This window comes from Streptococcus oralis (assembly GCF_026782085.1).
Lineage (GTDB): Bacteria > Bacillota > Bacilli > Lactobacillales > Streptococcaceae > Streptococcus > Streptococcus oralis_DA.
This window is the reverse complement of record NZ_JAKUVW010000003.1, coordinates 51,107-69,664: the sequence shown is the minus strand read 5'-3', so window position 1 is coordinate 69,664 and position 18,558 is coordinate 51,107. Positions and strand designations below refer to the sequence as shown.

General features: G+C 41.6%; 18 protein-coding genes. 14 read left to right on the top strand and 4 right to left on the bottom strand.

Annotated features, from left to right (window positions below):
* Positions 1–278: 278 nt before the first annotated feature.
* From MK395_RS01955 to MK395_RS01935, 5 genes are all read left to right on the top strand, one after another.
* Positions 279–1,556, top strand: coding sequence for a gamma-glutamylcysteine synthetase (locus MK395_RS01955; protein ID WP_268711176.1), 1,278 nt, complete (start codon positions 279–281; stop codon positions 1,554–1,556).
* A gap of 75 nt (positions 1,557–1,631) precedes the next feature.
* A complete protein-coding gene (thrC, locus tag MK395_RS01950) occupies positions 1,632–3,116 on the top strand; it encodes a threonine synthase (RefSeq protein WP_268711175.1) in 1,485 nt (494 codons plus the stop codon).
* 60 nt (positions 3,117–3,176) lie between these two features.
* Positions 3,177–4,457, top strand: coding sequence for an MATE family efflux transporter (locus MK395_RS01945; protein ID WP_084848887.1), 1,281 nt, complete (start codon positions 3,177–3,179; stop codon positions 4,455–4,457).
* A 3-nt stretch (positions 4,458–4,460) separates the two neighbouring features.
* Positions 4,461–5,084 carry an HAD family hydrolase gene (locus MK395_RS01940; RefSeq protein WP_268711174.1) on the top strand — a complete coding sequence of 208 codons (624 nt, stop codon included), beginning with the start codon at positions 4,461–4,463 and terminating at the stop codon, positions 5,082–5,084.
* A 162-nt stretch (positions 5,085–5,246) separates the two neighbouring features.
* A complete protein-coding gene (locus tag MK395_RS01935; protein WP_268711173.1) occupies positions 5,247–6,458 on the top strand; it encodes a LysM peptidoglycan-binding domain-containing protein in 1,212 nt (403 codons plus the stop codon).
* A gap of 179 nt (positions 6,459–6,637) precedes the next feature.
* Here the strand turns inward: MK395_RS01935 and MK395_RS01930 are convergent, their stop codons facing one another.
* A complete protein-coding gene (locus tag MK395_RS01930; protein WP_268711172.1) occupies positions 6,638–7,495 on the bottom strand; it encodes a DUF975 family protein in 858 nt (285 codons plus the stop codon).
* Between the two features lie 116 nt (positions 7,496–7,611).
* On the opposite strand from MK395_RS01930, the gene tgt reads away from it, so the two are divergent.
* The 6 genes from tgt (at position 7,612) to comGB (ending at position 14,484) form a co-directional block, all read left to right on the top strand.
* On the top strand, positions 7,612–8,754 hold the full coding sequence (gene tgt / locus MK395_RS01925; RefSeq protein WP_268711171.1) for a tRNA guanosine(34) transglycosylase Tgt: 1,143 nt from the start codon (positions 7,612–7,614) through the stop codon (positions 8,752–8,754).
* A gap of 133 nt (positions 8,755–8,887) precedes the next feature.
* Positions 8,888–10,705: an acyltransferase family protein gene (locus MK395_RS01920; protein WP_268711170.1), complete on the top strand. Its 1,818-nt coding sequence runs from the start codon at positions 8,888–8,890 to the stop codon at positions 10,703–10,705.
* Between the two features lie 140 nt (positions 10,706–10,845).
* Positions 10,846–11,997 (top strand): N-acetylglucosamine-6-phosphate deacetylase, encoded by a 1,152-nt coding sequence (gene nagA / locus MK395_RS01915; protein ID WP_049538705.1) that lies wholly within the window; start codon positions 10,846–10,848, stop codon positions 11,995–11,997.
* A 153-nt stretch (positions 11,998–12,150) separates the two neighbouring features.
* Complete coding sequence (locus MK395_RS01910) at positions 12,151–12,516, top strand: DUF1033 family protein (protein WP_000286399.1); 366 nt, start codon at positions 12,151–12,153, stop codon at positions 12,514–12,516.
* A gap of 62 nt (positions 12,517–12,578) precedes the next feature.
* A complete protein-coding gene (gene comGA, locus MK395_RS01905; protein WP_268711169.1) occupies positions 12,579–13,520 on the top strand; it encodes a competence type IV pilus ATPase ComGA in 942 nt (313 codons plus the stop codon).
* Positions 13,468–14,484, top strand: coding sequence for a competence type IV pilus assembly protein ComGB (comGB, locus tag MK395_RS01900; protein ID WP_268711177.1), 1,017 nt, complete (start codon positions 13,468–13,470; stop codon positions 14,482–14,484). The genes comGA and comGB overlap by 53 nt, the downstream gene beginning before the upstream one ends.
* Positions 14,485–14,565: 81 nt before the next feature.
* On the opposite strand, the gene MK395_RS01890 is transcribed toward comGB, so the two are convergent.
* The 3 genes from MK395_RS01890 to MK395_RS01880 form a co-directional block, all read right to left on the bottom strand.
* Entirely contained in the window at positions 14,566–16,011 is a 1,446-nt protein-coding gene (locus tag MK395_RS01890; protein WP_268711168.1) for a recombinase family protein, read from the bottom strand.
* 133 nt (positions 16,012–16,144) lie between these two features.
* Positions 16,145–16,351 (bottom strand): hypothetical protein, encoded by a 207-nt coding sequence (locus tag MK395_RS01885; RefSeq protein ID WP_084882554.1) that lies wholly within the window; start codon positions 16,349–16,351, stop codon positions 16,145–16,147.
* 35 nt (positions 16,352–16,386) lie between these two features.
* On the bottom strand, positions 16,387–17,142 hold the full coding sequence (locus MK395_RS01880; protein WP_084882557.1) for a helix-turn-helix domain-containing protein: 756 nt from the start codon (positions 17,140–17,142) through the stop codon (positions 16,387–16,389).
* Positions 17,143–17,344: 202 nt separating this feature from the next.
* Between MK395_RS01880 and MK395_RS01875 the strand changes: the two genes are divergently transcribed.
* The 3 genes from MK395_RS01875 to MK395_RS01865 all read left to right on the top strand — a co-directional run bounded on the left by MK395_RS01875 (position 17,345) and on the right by MK395_RS01865 (position 18,556).
* Entirely contained in the window at positions 17,345–17,548 is a 204-nt protein-coding gene (locus tag MK395_RS01875; protein ID WP_084882559.1) for a helix-turn-helix domain-containing protein, read from the top strand.
* A 50-nt stretch (positions 17,549–17,598) separates the two neighbouring features.
* Positions 17,599–18,324 (top strand): phage antirepressor KilAC domain-containing protein, encoded by a 726-nt coding sequence (locus MK395_RS01870; protein WP_084882562.1) that lies wholly within the window; start codon positions 17,599–17,601, stop codon positions 18,322–18,324.
* Between the two features lie 73 nt (positions 18,325–18,397).
* Positions 18,398–18,556, top strand: coding sequence for a BOW99_gp33 family protein (locus tag MK395_RS01865; RefSeq protein ID WP_162837231.1), 159 nt, complete (start codon positions 18,398–18,400; stop codon positions 18,554–18,556).
* The last annotated feature ends 2 nt before the right edge of the window (positions 18,557–18,558 follow it).

Genomic DNA, 18,558 nt, shown 5'->3' with positions numbered 1-18,558 from the left:
ATTAAATCAAGATTGTAGGGCTCAAAAATTGTAGGAATTGAACTCAAAATCCAGTGTCCGCAAGGACGTGCCGGTTCGACCCCGGCCGCCGGTATAGTAATAAAGACAAGGTTTTCGGACCTTGTTTTTTGATTTAGTGAAGATTTTGATATTTTTTCTTTAAGTACAGATAACTGATGAAACATCTTTTTCTTCTTATTCTAGTCATTTTTAGTGTATTTTTGGTATAATATTACTTATTCACAATTTATTTTGATTATGAAAGAGTTTGGTGATTAATGTCTCGGTCTGTTGAATTACTAAAGAAACGTTACTTAAAGAATATAAAAGAGAACCCAGATTTATTTGTTGGGATTGAGTTAGAATATCCTATTGTAAATTTAGAGGGTAAAGCTACAGATGGTGAAGTTGTTAAGGATCTCTTTCGGTATTTACCATCAGTACTGGGCTTTACTATCGAAAAAGTGGATGATTTTGGGAATCCAATTCAGTTGCTTGATCCAGTCAGCCAAGATACGATCTTATTTGAGGTTGCTTATACGACGATTGAGTTTGCATTCGAAAAGGCCGAATCTATCCAAGAGGTGGAAGAACGCTTTAACTTCTATATGGCTACGATTCAGAATAAATTGGGTGAAGCTAATCATGCTATTGTTGGCTGCGGCATTCATCCCAACTGGGATAAAAATGAGAATTGTTCAGTGGCTTATCCCCGCTATCAGATGTTGATGGCTTATCTGAATTTGAGTAGAAATGTAACTAAATCAGATTTACATCATTTCCCTGAGTATGGAGCCTTTATCTGTGGAAGTCAGGTTCAACTAGACGTTTCAAGTTCCAACTACCTGCGTGTTATCAATGCTTTTACGCAAATTGAAGCTGCTAAAGCTTATTTGTTTGCAAACTCTGAGTTTTCAGGGGCAGATTGGGATACCAAGATTTCGAGAGATATTTTTTGGGAAGAGTCTATGCATGGTATCTATCCAGAGAATGTAGGTGTCAATACTAGACTATTTAAAGATGAGGATGATTTTTTTGACTATTTAAATCATTCTGCGATTTTTACTGCGGAGCGTGGTGGGCAGACCTATTATTTTTATCCGATTCAGGCTAGGGACTATTTGGCTACACCTGAAATCCAAGCATTTACCCTTAATGGGGATGAGGTGTTAATTCATCCTCAGGAGGAGGATTTCCAAACTCATCGTAGTTACCAGTACCAAGACTTAACGACTCGAGGAACAGTTGAGTTTCGTAGTGTCTGTACGCAACCCTTGAATCGTACCTTTGCTGCGGCGGCTTTTCATTTGGGTTTGTTGCTCAATTTAGACAAGTTAGAAGCTTACTTGCAATCTGCACCATTTTTTACCACAGCTGGTCGTGATTATAAGCTTTTAAGACGACAATTTTCTAAAAAACAACTCACAGATGAAGAAGAAACTGCGGTTCTCGAGTTTTCTAAAGACTTACTCATCCTAGCTGAGGAAGGACTGGAGAAAAGAGATAAGCAAGAAATGGTTTATTTAGAGCCTTTGAAGAAAGAATTGGGATTATAATTTCTCTTATAAAGGGAGAATTTTCTGAAAAATCGTGATATAATGGAAGAGACTATAGATAAAGGATAGAGATTCATGACATTAGTTTATCAATCAACGCGTGATGCCAATAATACAGTAACTGCCAGCCAAGCTATTTTGCAAGGATTGGCGACGGATGGTGGTCTGTTTACACCACTTACTTATCCAAAGGTGGATTTGGACTTTGACACATTAAAAGATGCTTCTTACCAAGAAGTGGCTAAATTAGTTTTATCAGCATTTTTAGATGACTTTACGGCTGAGGAGTTGGACTACTGTATCAACAATGCCTACGATAGCAAGTTTGATACTCCAGCTATTGCGCCATTGGTGAAACTGGATGGGCAATACAACTTGGAATTGTTCCATGGTTCAACGATTGCCTTTAAGGATATGGCCTTGTCTATCTTGCCATACTTTATGACGACAGCCGCTAAAAAGCATGGTTTGGAGAACAAGATTGTCATTTTGACAGCAACATCTGGTGATACTGGAAAAGCTGCTATGGCAGGGTTTGCGGATGTGCCTGAAACTGAGATTATCGTCTTTTATCCAAAAGATGGTGTCAGCAAGGTACAAGAGTTGCAAATGACTACTCAGACTGGCGACAATACTCATGTTATCGCTATTGATGGAAACTTTGATGATGCGCAAACAAATGTGAAACATATGTTTAACGATGTAGCTCTTCGTGAAAAGTTGGCTGCCAATAAACTGCAATTTTCATCAGCTAACTCTATGAACATTGGTCGTTTGGTACCACAGATTGTTTATTATGTTTATGCCTACGCTCAGTTGGTCAAGTCTGGTGAGATTGTAGCTGGTGAAAAGGTCAACTTCACAGTACCAACAGGAAACTTTGGAAATATTTTGGCTGCCTTTTATGCTAAACAAATCGGTCTTCCAGTTGGCAAATTGATCTGTGCTTCAAATGACAATAATGTTTTAACTGACTTCTTTAAAACTCGTGTTTACGACAAGAAACGTGAGTTTAAGGTGACGACTAGCCCATCTATGGATATCTTAGTATCTTCAAACTTAGAGCGTTTGATTTTCCATCTTTTGGGGAATGATGCGGTTAAGACAGCTGAACTCATGAATGCCTTGAGTACACAAGGACAATATGAATTGATAGACTTTGATGCAGAGATTCTGGATCTCTTTGCAGCTGAATATGCGACTGAGAAAGAAACTGCGGCAGAAATCAAGCGTGTTTATCAAACAGATGCCTACATCGAGGATCCACATACGGCGGTTGCCTCAGCTGTTTATAGAAAATACCAAGTGGCTACTGGCGATGCGACTAAGACAGTGATTGCTTCAACAGCTAGTCCTTACAAGTTCCCAGTGGTTGCCGTAGAAGCGGTAACAGGAAAAGCAGGCTTGACTGACTTTGAAGCTTTGGCTCAATTACATGACATTTCAGGAGTGGCAGTGCCACCAGCGGTTGATGGCCTTGAAACAGCTCCAGTTCGTCATAAAACAACAGTGGCAGCTGCTGACATGCAAGCAGCGGTTGAGGCTTATCTAGGACTTTAAGACAGAGGGAGTAAACTCGGTTGGGAAACCAACTGAGTTTCTTTTCATCAGGAGGAAGGATTGTTTAAGAAAAATAGAGACATTCTTAATATTGCATTGCCAGCTATGGGTGAAAACTTTTTGCAGATGCTCATGGGAATGGTGGACAGTTACTTGGTCGCTCACTTGGGCTTAATCGCTATTTCGGGTGTTTCAGTTGCTGGCAATATTATCACCATTTACCAGGCGATTTTTATCGCTCTGGGAGCTGCTATTTCCAGCGTTATTTCAAAAAGTTTGGGGCAGAAAGATCAGTCGAAGCTAGCTTATCATGTGACTGAAGCGCTGAAGATTACCTTACTACTAAGTTTGCTTTTAGGGGCCTTATCCATCTTTGCTGGGCAAGAGATGATAGGGCTCTTGGGAACTGAGCAGGATGTGGCCGAGAGTGGTGGACTCTACCTATCTTTGGTAGGCGGATCGATTGTTCTCTTGGGCTTGATGACGAGTCTAGGTGCCTTGATTCGTGCAACGCATAATCCGCGTCTGCCTCTCTATGTTAGTCTTTTATCCAATGCCTTGAATATTATTTTTTCAAGTCTAGCTATTTTTGTCCTTGATATGGGCATAGCGGGTGTTGCTTGGGGGACTATCTTGTCTCGCTTAGTCGGTCTTGTGATTTTGTGGTCACAATTAAAGCTGCCTTTTGAGAAACCGACTTTTGGTTTAGATAAGGAACTATTGACTTTGGCTTTGCCAGCGGCAGGAGAACGTCTCATGATGCGAGCTGGAGATGTCGTCATCATTGCCTTAGTTGTATCTTTTGGAACGGAGGCAGTAGCTGGAAATGCAGTCGGAGAAGTCTTGACCCAGTTTAACTATATGCCTGCCTTTGGCGTCGCTACGGCAACAGTCATGCAGGTAGCTCGAGCAGTTGGAGAGGATAACTGGGAAAGAGTAGATGATTTGAGCAAGCAAACCTTTTGGCTTTCCCTGCTTCTCATGTTGCCCTTAACTCTCAGTATCTATGCCTTGGGGACACCATTGACTCATCTCTATACGACCGATCCTGTAGCGGTTGAAGCGAGCGTTTTGGTGGCACTGTTCTCTCTACTAGGAACCCCCATGGCGACAGGGACAGTTATATATACGGCAGTTTGGCAGGGATTGGGAAATGCTCGCCTCCCCTTTTATGCGACAAGTATTGGGATGTGGTGTATCCGTATAGGGACAGCCTATCTTATGGGTATTGTTCTTGGTTGGGGGTTGCCTGGTATTTGGGCTGGAACGTTATTGGACAATGGTTTTCGATGGTTATTTCTACGCTACCGTTACCAAAGTTATATGAGCTTGAAAGGATAGGAAATGAAAAAAACAGCTTTTATTTGGGATTTAGATGGAACCTTATTGGACTCTTACGAAGCGATTTTGTCAGGGATTGAGGAAACCTTTGGTCAGTTTTCTATTCCTTATGACAAGGAGAAAGTGAGAGAGTTTATCCTCAAGTTTTCGGTGCAAGATTTACTGGAGCAGGTGGCAGAAGAGCGAAAACTGGATGTGGAAGTGCTCAATCAGGTGCGTGCCCAGAGTTTGGCTGAGAAGAATGCCCAGATAGTTTTGATGCCAGGTGCGCGTGAAGTGTTGGCTTGGGCAGATGAAGCAGGGATTATGCAGTTTGTTTATACCCATAAAGGAGACAATGCCTTTACCATTCTAAGAGACTTGGGTTTGGAATGTTATTTCACAGAAATTTTAACTAATCAGAGTGGTTTTGCACGCAAGCCCAGTCCAGAAGCGGCGACATATCTGCTAGACAAATATGAGTTGGATCCTAGGACTACCTATTATCTAGGGGACCGGACTTTGGATGTGAAATTTGCCCAGAATAGCGGTATTCAAAGCATTAACTTTTTAGAGTCGTCTTATGAAGGGAATCAGAGGATTCAAGCATTGGCAGATATTCCCTACATTTTTGAGGATGAGCAATAAAAAGATTGTGTCAGTTTTATGACAGAAGGCTAACAAACTATTTCAACTGATCTAGTTTGTTACAAGGAATAGACAGTTCTGTTAAATAGGCCCGAGAGGGCTTTTTTTCTGCTTTTTTTGTGTTATGATAGACAGGTACTCATTTGAAAGGAATATGAACGAATGAAGAAAAGAATTATTTTAGCCTCAACAGTAGCCTTATCTCTTGCTCCCGCATTAGGAGCTAAAGCTCAAGAAATCTCTTGGACAGCACGTAGCGTTGAGCAAATCCAAAATGATGTGACGAAAAACGAAAACAAAAACAGCTATACAGTTCAGTATGGTGATACCCTGAGCACGATTGCAGAAGCTTTGGGAGTAGATGTGACGGTTCTTGCTAATTTGAACAAAATCACCAATATGGACTTGATTTTCCCAGATACTGTCCTCACTACAACTGTCAATGAGGCAGAAGAGGTAACGGAAGTTGAAATCCAAACTCCTCAAGCAGATGCTAGTGAAGAAGTGACGACTGCGACAGCTGATTTGACGACAAATCAAGTGACAGTTGATGAACAAACAGTTCAAGTAGAAGACCTTTCTCAACCAATTGAGGAAGCTCCAACTGCAATAGAGACTGAAAAACCAGCAGAAGTAGCGCCAAGTTCAGAAGTTTCTGAGACAGCGACAGTTGCTGAAGAGACACTATCTACAGAAACATCTGTAGCTGAAGAAACAGCTGAAACGACTCCAGCGGAAGCACCAGTAGCAGAAACAACTAGTCCAGTTGAAGAAGCTCCACAAGCAGCGACTCCAGCTACCGAAGAAACGGCAGCAACAACTCCAGCAGAAGCCCCAGTAGCAGCTGCGTCGGCAACTGAAACGCCTGCTGATACAACAGGAACAAGTGCAGCAGAAGAAACAGCAGCATCAACAGCAACTTCTGACACTGCAACTTCGACTTATCAAGCAGAGCAAAGCCAAACTCCTTCAAGAACGTATTCAGCTCCAGCAGCTCCTGACTATGCAGGACTTGCTGTAGCTAAGTCTGAGAATGCTGGTCTTCAACCGCAAACAGCAGCCTTTAAGGAAGAAATCGCCAACTTGTTTGGCATCACATCCTTTAGTGGTTACCGTCCTGGAGACAGTGGCGACCATGGAAAAGGTTTGGCCATCGACTTTATGGTTCCAGTGAGTTCAGCACTCGGGGATCAAATTGCAGAATATGCAGTCCAAAATATGGCTAGCCGTGGTATCAACTACATCATCTGGAAACAACGTTTCTACGCTCCATATGATAGTAAATATGGACCAGCCTACACGTGGAATCCAATGCCGGATCGTGGTAGTGTGACCGAAAACCACTATGACCACGTTCACGTTTCAATGAACTAATCATTAAAATGGAAGTTGGGAACTGATTGAGTTCCCGCTTCTTTTTGTGTGTAAATTCTTCAGGATAAACAAGAAGATTATTCTGAAGCAAGGTGGGCCTGCTATTTTGACTCTGCTGAGTATGTTACTTTTGAAATAAGAAAACCAGCGTCCTGAACGACGCTGGTTTTTGTAGACTCTTATCCATTTCGACGTTTACGGGCTAGTAGGGCTCTGTAAAAGAAGATATGATTGTTCTGGATATAGGGAAGGAGTGAAAAGCTAGCAATTCCAAAAGTAATCCAATTGAGGAAGTACCAAGGGAGTAGTTGTAGATCGAGGACAAAGCGCTGGAATTTGTAACCCTTCATCAAGAAACGGCTAGTTTTCAGGATTTGACGGGGTTTAGCCTGTCCTAAATCTAGAGTATCGCAGAGGAGGAATTCTACCTGCGAGTAGGCATAATGTTGTGGAACGTAGAGGATGTTCCCTACAATCATCAAGATGAGACTCGCGAAAAAGTAGAGGCCAAAGGTCATAAGGAACTGCTCCGTTTCAAGGGATGAGAGGTCTAATTTTGGAAATTCAGGATGTAGGGCGACAAATCTCCGAGCTAAGAGATTGCTATAAAAGAGAAAATAAACGCCTACTAAGTTTGGAATGCTCCATAAAAAGAGGTAGAAACGTTTGAGGAGCAGAGTTAGGAAGGTTTGCGAGAAGCGCTCTTCAGCAAAGAGGGCCAGGCTTGATTTTACTGAGAGTTCTGTATCAGGATCCTTGAGGAGTCGGAGTGTCGCAAAGGCAGCACCTGCTAGAAAAATCGTGCTCACAAAAGAAACCACTAGTGGGAAGAGATAGGCTTGGAGCACTTGTGCCAGCATGCTGAAAAAGGATTGCTCTAAAACACTTTCTTGGAGACGAGCCAAGGGGTTGAGAAAGCCTGATAAGATGACCAGTATGCTAGGTAAGAGATAGACGAGAAAGAGGCGGGGATTTTCAGCCTGAAATTGCCTCGTCTGCAGACGAATGGTTTTTAAATCAATTTTTGGGTATTTCATTCTCTCATTATACCATAGTTCGTGACAGTTCCTGGTTTTTTTGATAAAATCATACAGTATGCCTTTGGGCACAAAGTATGAACTGGGACTGTTTTTCCCAGCTTCGGAGGTAAAAAATGTCAGATTCACCAATCAAATACCGTTTGATTAAGAAAGAGAAACACACGGGAGCTCGTCTGGGAGAAATCATCACTCCGCACGGTACCTTTCCAACGCCTATGTTTATGCCAGTTGGAACCCAAGCTACTGTAAAAACCCAGTCACCAGAGGAGTTGAAGGAGATGGGATCAGGAATTATCCTGTCTAATACTTATCATCTCTGGCTTCGCCCTGGAGATGAACTCATCGCACGCGCAGGTGGTCTCCACAAGTTCATGAATTGGGACCAACCAATCTTGACGGATAGTGGTGGTTTCCAGGTTTATTCCCTAGCTGATAGCCGAAATATCACCGAAGAAGGAGTAACCTTTAAAAACCATCTCAATGGTTCCAAGATGTTCCTATCGCCAGAAAAGGCCATCTCTATTCAGAATAATCTAGGCTCCGACATCATGATGTCTTTTGATGAATGTCCTCAGTTTTACCAACCTTATGACTACGTTAAGAAATCAATCGAGCGTACTAGCCGTTGGGCTGAGCGTGGTTTGAAGTCTCACCGTCGCCCGCATGACCAAGGTTTGTTTGGAATTGTACAGGGGGCAGGCTTTGAAGACCTTCGCCGTCAGTCAGCTCATGACCTTGTCAGCATGGATTTCCCAGGCTACTCTATCGGTGGTTTGGCAGTGGGAGAAACGCACGAAGAAATGAATGCCGTCTTGGACTTCACAACCCAACTTCTTCCTGAAAACAAACCTCGCTATTTGATGGGTGTGGGAGCGCCAGATAGCTTGATTGATGGAGTCATTCGTGGTGTAGATATGTTTGACTGTGTCTTGCCAACTCGTATTGCTCGTAACGGAACTTGTATGACCAGCCGAGGTCGTTTGGTTGTCAAGAATGCCCAATTCGCTGAAGATTTTACGCCACTGGATCCTGAGTGTGATTGCTACACATGTAAGAACTACACACGCGCTTATCTTCGTCACCTGCTCAAGGCTGATGAAACCTTTGGTATCCGCTTGACTAGTTACCACAATCTCTACTTCTTGCTCAACCTGATGAAGCAGGTCCGCCAAGCCATCATGGATGACAATCTCTTGGAATTTCGTGAGTATTTTGTAGAAAAATATGGCTACAACAAGTCAGGGCGCAATTTCTAAAGTGTAAAAATAGAATGCCAAAATCCTAAGTTTTCTCTTAGGATTTTTCCTATTTTTTTGATAGAATAGGGAGTATAATGGAATGGAAATTAGGTGGTGTTTTACTTCCTAATTTAATGGAGAATAGACTCGTATGCGTATTAAATGGTTTTCCTTGATTAGGATTACAGGTTTACTTTTGGTGCTTTTGTACCACTTCTTTCAAACAATCTTTCCTGGAGGATTCTTTGGGGTAGATGTCTTTTTCACTTTTTCAGGATTTTTGATCACCTCCCTCCTTTTAGAAGAATTTGGGAAGGCACATCAGATTGATTTGTTGGGCTTTTTTAAGAGACGGTTTTACCGCATCGTGCCACCTGTAGTGCTGATGGTTTTGGTGACCATGCCTTTTACTTTCTTGGTTCGTCAAGACTATGTTGCTGGAATTGGTGGCCAGATAGCTGGAGTTCTCGGTTTTATGACCAACTTCTACGAAATGTTAACAGGGGGAAGTTATGAATCCCAGTTCATTCCGCATCTCTTTGTTCACAACTGGAGTCTAGCTGTTGAGGTTCACTACTATATCCTTTGGGGCTTAGCGGTTTGGTTCTTATCGAAACGTTCAAAATCTAGTAGTCAATTGAGAGGGATGGTCTTTCTCCTTTCTGCAGGAGCTTTTATCATTAGCTTTTTCTCCATGTTTATTGGTAGTCTAATGGCTAGTTCCTATTCATCTGTCTACTTTTCAAGTTTGACCCATGTCTATCCCTTCTTTTTAGGAAGCATTTTAGCGACAGTTGTGGGGGTTCGTCAGACGAGCGATTTAGTCAAGCAGTTTGACCGGATGTGGGATCTTCGTCAAAATCTACTGGTATTTGCTGCAGGTCTCTTGGTGTTAATGCTCTTGACTTTCTTTGTCAAGTTCACCTACCTGTTTGCGTACTTATTTGGCTTCTTGCTAGCAAGTTTAGCGGCAGTGACCATGATTTTTGCTGCGCGTGTCTTGCATGAGAAAACGCCTGAGATACAAGAACCTCGGATCATTACATTTTTAGCGGATACTAGCTACGCGGTTTATCTCTTCCACTGGCCTTTTTATATTATCTTTTCTCAGTTGATGAGTAATCTGCCTGCTGTTATTCTGACGATCATCTTTTCTTATTTCTTTGCTATCCTATCCTTCTATATTATTGAGCCATTGATTGCCGGTAAATCCAATCCTTTAATACGGAAGATTAGTCGATTGCCTCATATTAAACCAATTAGTGCTGGTGCTGCTGGCATTCTTACCTTGATTACCTTGATTATCATAGCTGTGGCTCCTCAAGTTGGAGCTTTTGAGACAGACTTGATGGTCAATGGTTTCAAACAAGCCCAGACCAATATAGGACAAACAAAGACTCTTGCTGAACAAGCTGAACTGAGTCGTTTAGGAATTTCTGATGGAACAAGCCTAATAGGAGATTCGGTAGCCTTGCGTGCCAATACAGCCTTACAAGAGGCACTTCCTGAAGCAAATATCAATGCCCAGGTTAGTCGAACGACCAAGCAAGCCAATGATATTATGCTCAATAACAGTCAGAACAAGGCGCTGCTAAAAACAGTTGTCATTGCAACGGGAGTCAATAATCCTGAAGGCTATAAGAATGATTTGGACAGCATCGTGAACAATCTACCGAAAGGACACCATCTGATACTGGTGACACCTTATGAGGGAGACAAGAGCAAGGACACTTACACATCAGTGGAGCAGTATGCGGCTTATGCACGGGAATTAGCTGAAAAGAATCCTTACGTGAGCATAGCTGACTGGAATAAGGTTGCTAAGGAACACCCTGAAATCTGGGCAGGAACCGACCAAGTCCACTTTGGGAATGATAGCAACATGATTGAAGAAGGTGCTAAACTTTACGCAGAGACGATTGCAGCTGCTGTTAAGGCTGCTCAAGAACTGCCTGTGAAATCAAAATAAAATTAAAGAGTTGGAGAAATCCAGCTCTTTTAAAATATCTCTAGAAAATAGGTCTATACCATTTACAAATGAAAAAGAAAGGTTTATAATGTAATTGACATAATAAATTCTAGAATCAATCTATCAAGGAGGTTATCATTATGCCTAATTATATTAAAGCGGATCAGTTTTTCTACCCACACGGAGTTCGTCGTGGCGGTTACTTGGAACTTGTGGATGGCAAGTTCGGAAAGCATGTAGAAGAGATTCCTGAAGGAGCTGAGGTGATTGACTATACAGGTTATAGCATTGCCCCTGGGCTTGTGGATACCCATATTCATGGATTTGGTGGTGTGGATGTCATGGACAATAACATCGAAGGAACCCTTCATACCATGAGTGAAGGATTGCTTAGCACGGGTGTTACCAGCTTCTTGCCAACGACCTTGACTTCCTCTTACGAGCAGTTGCTCGCAGTAACTGAAAATATCGGTGCTCGTTACCAGGAAGCAAGTGGAGCGAAAATTCGTGGGATTTATTTTGAAGGGCCATATTTCACAGAGAAATACAAAGGAGCTCAAAACCCTGCCTATATGAAAGACCCTCGTATGGATGAGTTTCGTGCTTGGCAAAAAGCAGCTAATGGCTTGCTCAATAAAATTGCCCTTGCGCCAGAACGCGAAGGTGTAGAAGACTTTGTTCGTACAATTACGGGTGAAGGAGTGACTGTTGCTCTTGGACACTCAAATGCGACTTTTGATGAAGCTAAAAAAGCAGTGGATGCTGGAGCAAGCGTTTGGGTACATGCCTACAATGGAATGCGTGGGTTGACTCACCGTGAGCTCGGTATGGTGGGAGCCATGTATGAGTTGCCACATACCTATGCAGAGTTGATCTGTGACGGTCACCATGTGGATCCAAAGGCCTGTGATATCTTGCTCAAACAAAAGGGAACTGAAAATATCGCCCTTATCACAGACTGTATGACAGCTGGTGGCTTGGAAGATGGCGACTACATGTTGGGAGAATTCCCAGTAGTAGTTGCTAATGGAACTGCTCGCCTCAAATCTACAGGCAATTTGGCAGGTTCTATCCTTAAACTCAAAGATGGTTTGAAGAATGTGGTCGAATGGGGCATTGCGAATCCGCATGAAGCAGTCATGATGGCCAGCCTCAACCCAGCAAAATCTGTTCACATCGATGATGTCTGTGGTCAAATCCGTGAAGGTTATGATGCCGACTTTATCGTACTGGATAAAGATTTGGAATTGGTAGCAACCTACCTAGATGGTGTGAAACGTTATCAAGCCTAAGATGATAAAAATAGGGGTCAATAAAGGACTCCTATTTTTATTATCAGATGAAAATAATAGGATTAAAGAAATTGCTAATGGGGGAAACAAGCAAAATCCTTTTCTTGTAATAAAAAATTAGATATAATATACGATACAAAGGAAGTAGTAAGAATGTATCGTGTTATAGAAATGTATGGGGATTTTGAACCGTGGTGGTTCATAGAAGGTTGGGAAGAAGATGTCATCATGAGTCAATCTTTTGACAAGTATTATGATGCTCTAAAATATTATAAATCATGCTGGTTTGAGCTGGAAAAGAAGAATCCTCTTTATAAAAGTCGGAGTGATTTGATGACTATTTTTTGGGATCCTGCCGACCAACGCTGGTGTGATGAGTGCGATGAGTATTTGCAGCAGTACCATTCTTTGGCACTTTTACAGGATGAGCAAGTCATCCCCGATGAAAAGCTACGTCCAGGCTACGAAAAACAAACAGGTCAAGAAAAACACCGTTCTTGCCGCATGAAATGGAGATAAAAAAGTAACTTTTTAAGTTGCTTTTTTTATTTTTTTGCGAATAGTTAGATAAGGAGGGCGGTATGGTACAAGAAATTGCACAGAAAATTATTGCTACTGCGAAAGAAAAGAAGGCTCAGGATATCTATTTCATTCCCAAGGAAAAGTCCTACGAGCTTCACATGCGGATTGGAGACGAGCGGTGTCTCGTTGACTCCTATGAGTTTGATGTTTTAGCTGCTGTGATTAGTCATTTTAAGTTTGTGGCGGGTATGAACGTAGGAGAGAAGAGACGTAGTCAACTGGGCTCTTGCGACTATCAGCATGGGGAGAAGGTGTCTTCTCTGCGTTTGTCTACCGTGGGAGATTATCGGGGACATGAGAGTTTGGTCATTCGTTTGTTGCACGATGAGGAGCAGGACCTGCATTTCTGGTTTCAGGATATGAACGAACTGGGTGAGCAGTACAGGCAACGGGGACTCTATCTCTTTGCAGGTCCAGTCGGAAGTGGCAAGACGACTCTGATGCACGAATTAGCCAAGTCTCTGTTTATGGGGCAACAGATCATGTCCATTGAAGATCCTGTCGAGATCAAGCAGGAAGACATGCTCCAGTTGCAGTTGAATGAAGCGATTGGTTTGACCTATGAAAATCTCATCAAACTGTCTCTCCGGCATCGTCCTGACCTCTTGATTATCGGTGAAATTCGGGATAGCGAGACGGCGCGTGCAGTGGTCAGAGCCAGTTTGACAGGGGCGACAGTCTTTTCAACCATTCATGCCAAGAGTATCCGAGGTGTTTATGAACGCCTTCTGGAGTTAGGTGTGACGGAGGAAGAATTAGCAGTTGTTCTGCAAGGAGTCTGCTACCAGAGATTAATCGGGGGAGGAGGAATCGTTGACTTTGCAAACAAAGACTTTCAAGAACACCAGCCAACTAGCTGGAATGCGCAGATTGACCAGCTTCTTAAAGATGGACATATCACAAGTCTTCAGGCTGAAACGGAAAAAATTAGCTACAGCTAAGCAGAAGAAAATCATCACCCTGTTTAACAACCTCTTTTCCAGTGGCTTTCATTTGGTGGAAATTATTTCTTTTTTGGGCAGAAGTGCCCTGCTGGAAAAGGACTATGTGGCCCGGATGCACCAAGGCTTGTCTCAGGGGAAATCCTTTTCAGAGATGATGGACAGCTTGGGGTTTTCAAGTGCTATTGTGACCCAATTATCTCTAGCTGAAGTACATGGGAATCTTCACCTGAGTTTGGGGAAGATAGAAGAATATCTGGATAATTTGTCCAAGGTCAAGAAGAAGTTAATTGAAGTAGCGGCCTATCCTTTGATTTTGCTGGGATTTCTCCTGCTAATCATGTTGGGGCTCAGGAATTATTTGCTCCCCCAACTGGACAGTAGCAATATCGCCACCCAAATCATTGGCAATCTGCCACAAATTTTTCTGGGGCTAGTGTTGGTTTGCTCTCTATCTTTACTGTTAGCCCTCACTTTTTACAAAAGAAGTTCCAAGATGCGGGTTTTCTCGATGTTGGCACGGGTTCCCTTTCTAGGAATCTTTGTCCAGACCTATCTGACGGCCTATTATGCGCGTGAATGGGGCAATATGATTTCACAGGGGATGGAGCTGACGCAAATTTTTCAGATCATGCAGGAACAAGGTTCTCAGCTCTTTAAAGAAATCGGTCAAGATTTGGCTCAAGCCCTGCAAAATGGCCGCGAATTTTCTCAAACCATAACGACCTATCCTTTCTTTAAAAAGGAGCTGAGTCTCATCATTGAGTATGGAGAAGTAAAGTCCAAGCTGGGGAGTGAGTTGGAAATCTATGCTGAAAAAACTTGGGAAGTCTTTTTTACCCGAGTCAACCGCACCATGAATCTGGTGCAGCCACTGGTTTTTATCTTTGTGGCCCTGATTATCGTTTTACTTTATGCGGCAATGCTTATGCCCATGTATCAAAATATGGAGGTAAATTTTTAAAATGAAAAAACTCATGACAAATTTAAAAAAAGCCAAGGTTAAAGCTTTCACTTTGGTAGAAATGTAGGTTACTAAAATTATTTATATTTTCCACTTGATAATAATGTCCTCAGCTGTTACCCTGACCTTGTTTATAAGCCCTCTAACAAGCACCTTTTGGCTTTCGTAGTCCATTGAAAAGACTTTCTCAGCGTTTAGCAGCTCCCTCATATTAGCCTTTCTTTTGTCTTTTCCAAGAGCTGGATCGTTTTCCAGTTCAGCCTCAAGAGTTCCCCTCATGCTTATAAATTCGGCTGACTTGCTCTGTAATTCCTCAAGAGTAATGCGGTCATCTATGTATAGATCGTTAAGTCTACTCAATTTCTTTGATAGCTCCTCTATTTGTTTCTTGTAGCTCTCACGGTCTAGGGTCTCGGAATTGTCGTCTGAAAATATTTTGTCCAAGTAACCAGCGTCATCTTGTAGCTTGCTGATTTCTGTCAGTACATAAGCCTCAAGGTCATCTTTGTAATAAAATCCTGAGTCACATTTTTTGTTATCATTGTAGGTAGTGATGCCTCTCAGTGTTCTTGGGTGTCTTTGATGACATTCGTATTTTTTAAACCTGCTCCCATCTTTTCGCTTTACTCCTAAAATAATTTTTAAAGGTGCGCCACAATATCCACATTGGCCAATGCCTGATAGTATGTACTTTGCTTGGAATGGCCTAGGGTTGACGTTCTCTGCTGCTGTCCTTTGCCTGATTTTTAGCTCTGCCTTTGTCTTGTTATAAACTTCCTCTGTAATTATTGGTTCATGATTACCTGGATAAACTTCTCCCTTGAACTGATTGAAACCGCAGTAGACAGGGTTATCTAGTATGGCTCTGACCGCCCGATAGCTCCAAGGCACATGTTTTGGATAGTTCTCATTTAGATCATCCCTCAGTTTAGTAATGGATCTCCCTCTCAGATAACTGTCAAAGATAAACTTAACAGCCAGGGCCTGAGCTGGATTGACAGTAATGGTTCCTGTGTCTCTGTGGTAGTCGTATCCATAAGATGTCCTAGCCCACATCATGGATTTTCCAGCCTTGGCACGTCCTATCTTACCAAGTTGCATACGTTCCTTGATTTGCTCCCTTTCTAGCTGAGCAAAGACGCTCAAGAGCCCAATCATAGCCTTTCCAAAAGGAGTAGAGGTGTCAAAGTTCTCCTGTAGGCTCAAAAACGCTATATTATTCTTTATGAAAATATCCTCAATAAGGTAAAGCGTGTCTTTCTGGCTACGGCTAAGACGGTCCAGCTTATAGACTAGCACTGTATCAAATTTTTTCCTTTTAGCGTCTTTGATAAGTCCCTCTAGTGCTGGCCTGTCAGTATTTGCCCCAGAAAACCCACCATCAGTATATATCTTGTATATATTCCAGTCTTTAATATCGCAGTAGCTAGAGAGCTTAGCTTTTTGCTCATCGATAGAGTACCCCTCCTCAACTTGTGAGGTAGTAGACACCCTGACGTATATAGCTACTTTATTTGTTGTTTTCATTGAATTTGTACCCCTTTTTTGATAAAATAGGTACAAGAAAAGACATCATGCGAGGTTATCTCCATGAAAATCCTTTCTTGTAATTACCAGCCTCACGCTCTCGGTCGCCAAACTTCTGAGCGTGGGGCTTTTTTTATTTTTTAGACTTAAATACACATCCACAGTTGCGACAGTGCCAGTTGTGTTTCCCTTTTTTACCCACAAATCCAAGTAGAACGAATGGCCAAGCGATAAGCCACCCAATACATCCTACACAACCGTTGAAGCTCTTGCGCTCTTGCATCATGTATTCAATTTGATCACTGCCACATTTTGGACAACGTTTTACATATTTAGCCATTATTTTATATTCCTTTCTTAATTATGCTAAATTTTTTAAACCTTATAAATATCTACGACCTCTCCGATTGTACGGATGTCGTCATTTTCTGTTAGATGGATTTCTTCATAGCTATTATTTAGACTTTGCAAGTACCATGAACCATCATAATCTCTTTTAAGTTTTTTAACAAAGTTTTTCCCATTTACCTGGAAGATACCAATATCATTGATGTTTAACTGGCTAGTAATCTTAATAAATAATAGATCGTTATCTTCTATGAGTGGCTCCATTGAGTCGCCAGCTACTTTAGCTATTGTATCATACTCGTTAGGAACATCATTGGCTCTCAGTCTTACCTCCATGTGGAGATTATCCTCTTGGAAAGTACCATGTCCAGCAGCTACCAAACCCTCTACATAATCAGTAATGTAGTCCTCGTTATCTTGAGGCTTGTCGAAAATAGAAATAATATTAGAGCTCTCTTGCTCCTCAAGTTGCTCCTTAGCATAATTAAGGACTTTCTCTTGTCTTGGCTCTTCTAGCTGGTCATAAATTGAAATAATTTCAGTTTTTTCGTTTTGCGTTGTAATTTTCTTAAGTTTATCATCTGTAAGCCCTAAAAGGTAGTCTGATGTAACATTGAAAATCTCTGCTAGTTTTTTAAGGTCTTTTCCTTTTGGGAAATTTTCGTTTTTTTCCCACTTTGAAACAGTGGTGTAGGTTTTCATGCCCAGTATTTCTGAAAGTTCAGTCTGGGTCATATTACGACCTTCTCTCAACTTCCTAACTCGGTCTCCTAATTGTTCCATAGGATACCTCCTTTTTATCTTTTGATAAGTAAATTATATCAAAACTATGATTATAAATCAACTATATAAGAAAAAAGTTTTAAATAAAATATAAATCTTACGCCTTTTTCAAAAAAAGAGAAAATAAATCATATAAAATACTTGACATGAGATTTAAAATCATATAAAATATAATCATCATCAAGAAAGGAGCAACTCATATATGGTCACTATTGCGGAATTGAGAGCTAAGCATAATAAGATGTCACAGCGTGAATTAGCAAAAAAAATAGGTGTTACTCAAACATCTATTAGCAACTGGGAGAAAGACCAGACAAAGATTTCAGGTGAGTATCTCATTAGTCTAGCTTTGTTTTTCAATGTGTCTACTGATGACATTCTTGGAATAAATAAAGAGGAGACATAAAAATTTTAAGCTTTATATGATTTAAAATCATATAAGAGAAAGGAGTAAACATGAATGAACTCATCAGCGTAACCCTGAATGATAATCAGGAGCCAGTAGTGTCAGCTAGGCACTTGCATTGGGCTCTAGGTGTAAAAACAGAGTACAGGAAATGGTTTGGGCGAATGGCAGAGTATGGCTTTGAAGAAAATCAGGATTTCTCAAGGGTGACCCAAAAATGTCCGACCCCTGGAGGCTTACAGACAACAACTGACCACGTCATCAAGCTAGACATGGCTAAAGAAATTGCTATGATCCAGCGAACGGAGCGAGGTAAGCAAGTCCGACAATACTTTATACAAGTAGAGAAAGACTTTAATAGCCCTGAGAAAATCATGGCAAGAGCCTTACTCATGGCTGATCAGAAAGTCCACAAGTTAGAGGCTCAGATTGAGGCTGACCGTCCTAAGGTGCTATTTGCCGACGCAGTCAGCGCTAGTAAGTCATCTTGTTTAATTGGTGAACTAGCTAAAATCCTGAAACAGAATGGGATTGACATTGGTCAAAACAAACTTTTTCAATGGCTACGCTCTAACGGCTACCTAATTAGTCGTCGTGGGGAGTCTTGGAACCAGCCAACTCAGAAAAGCATGCAGCTTGGACTGTTTGAACTTAAGAAGACAAACATCAATCATGCCGACGGTCATACAACTGTCAATACAACAACTAAGGTCACTGGCAAGGGTCAACAGTATTTTATCAACAAGTTTCTCAATCAGGAATACTTAACAGGATAGAAACAAAAAAGCCCCTCTGGAACGGCAATTCCATTGAGGGACTAAGCAAAATACTTTACGAGGTAATTATATCATGAAAACAGTAAAAAAGGAATGGGAGCCACGAATTGTAAACATCATGGCAGATGGCTCTCAAGTTGACGATCTGACAGGATATGTCATCCCTGCTGGTCATTCGTACTATGACATCATTTTAGGAATGCACAAGCGAGAGTTACAGAAAGGGGCTTAAAT

Coding starts and splice junctions, on each gene's coding strand:
- MK395_RS01955 (WP_268711176.1), top strand. CDS start 279: ATGTCTCGGTCTGTTGAATTACTAAAGAAACGTTACTTAAAGAATATA.
- thrC (WP_268711175.1), top strand. CDS start 1,632: ATGACATTAGTTTATCAATCAACGCGTGATGCCAATAATACAGTAACT.
- MK395_RS01940 (WP_268711174.1), top strand. CDS start 4,461: ATGAAAAAAACAGCTTTTATTTGGGATTTAGATGGAACCTTATTGGAC.
- MK395_RS01935 (WP_268711173.1), top strand. CDS start 5,247: ATGAAGAAAAGAATTATTTTAGCCTCAACAGTAGCCTTATCTCTTGCT.
- MK395_RS01930 (WP_268711172.1), bottom strand. CDS start 7,495: ATGAAATACCCAAAAATTGATTTAAAAACCATTCGTCTGCAGACGAGG.
- tgt (WP_268711171.1), top strand. CDS start 7,612: ATGTCAGATTCACCAATCAAATACCGTTTGATTAAGAAAGAGAAACAC.
- MK395_RS01920 (WP_268711170.1), top strand. CDS start 8,888: ATGCGTATTAAATGGTTTTCCTTGATTAGGATTACAGGTTTACTTTTG.
- nagA (WP_049538705.1), top strand. CDS start 10,846: ATGCCTAATTATATTAAAGCGGATCAGTTTTTCTACCCACACGGAGTT.
- MK395_RS01910 (WP_000286399.1), top strand. CDS start 12,151: ATGTATCGTGTTATAGAAATGTATGGGGATTTTGAACCGTGGTGGTTC.
- comGA (WP_268711169.1), top strand. CDS start 12,579: ATGGTACAAGAAATTGCACAGAAAATTATTGCTACTGCGAAAGAAAAG.
- comGB (WP_268711177.1), top strand. CDS start 13,468: ATGGACATATCACAAGTCTTCAGGCTGAAACGGAAAAAATTAGCTACA.
- MK395_RS01890 (WP_268711168.1), bottom strand. CDS start 16,011: ATGAAAACAACAAATAAAGTAGCTATATACGTCAGGGTGTCTACTACC.
- MK395_RS01885 (WP_084882554.1), bottom strand. CDS start 16,351: ATGGCTAAATATGTAAAACGTTGTCCAAAATGTGGCAGTGATCAAATT.
- MK395_RS01880 (WP_084882557.1), bottom strand. CDS start 17,142: ATGGAACAATTAGGAGACCGAGTTAGGAAGTTGAGAGAAGGTCGTAAT.
- MK395_RS01875 (WP_084882559.1), top strand. CDS start 17,345: ATGGTCACTATTGCGGAATTGAGAGCTAAGCATAATAAGATGTCACAG.
- MK395_RS01870 (WP_084882562.1), top strand. CDS start 17,599: ATGAATGAACTCATCAGCGTAACCCTGAATGATAATCAGGAGCCAGTA.
- MK395_RS01865 (WP_162837231.1), top strand. CDS start 18,398: ATGAAAACAGTAAAAAAGGAATGGGAGCCACGAATTGTAAACATCATG.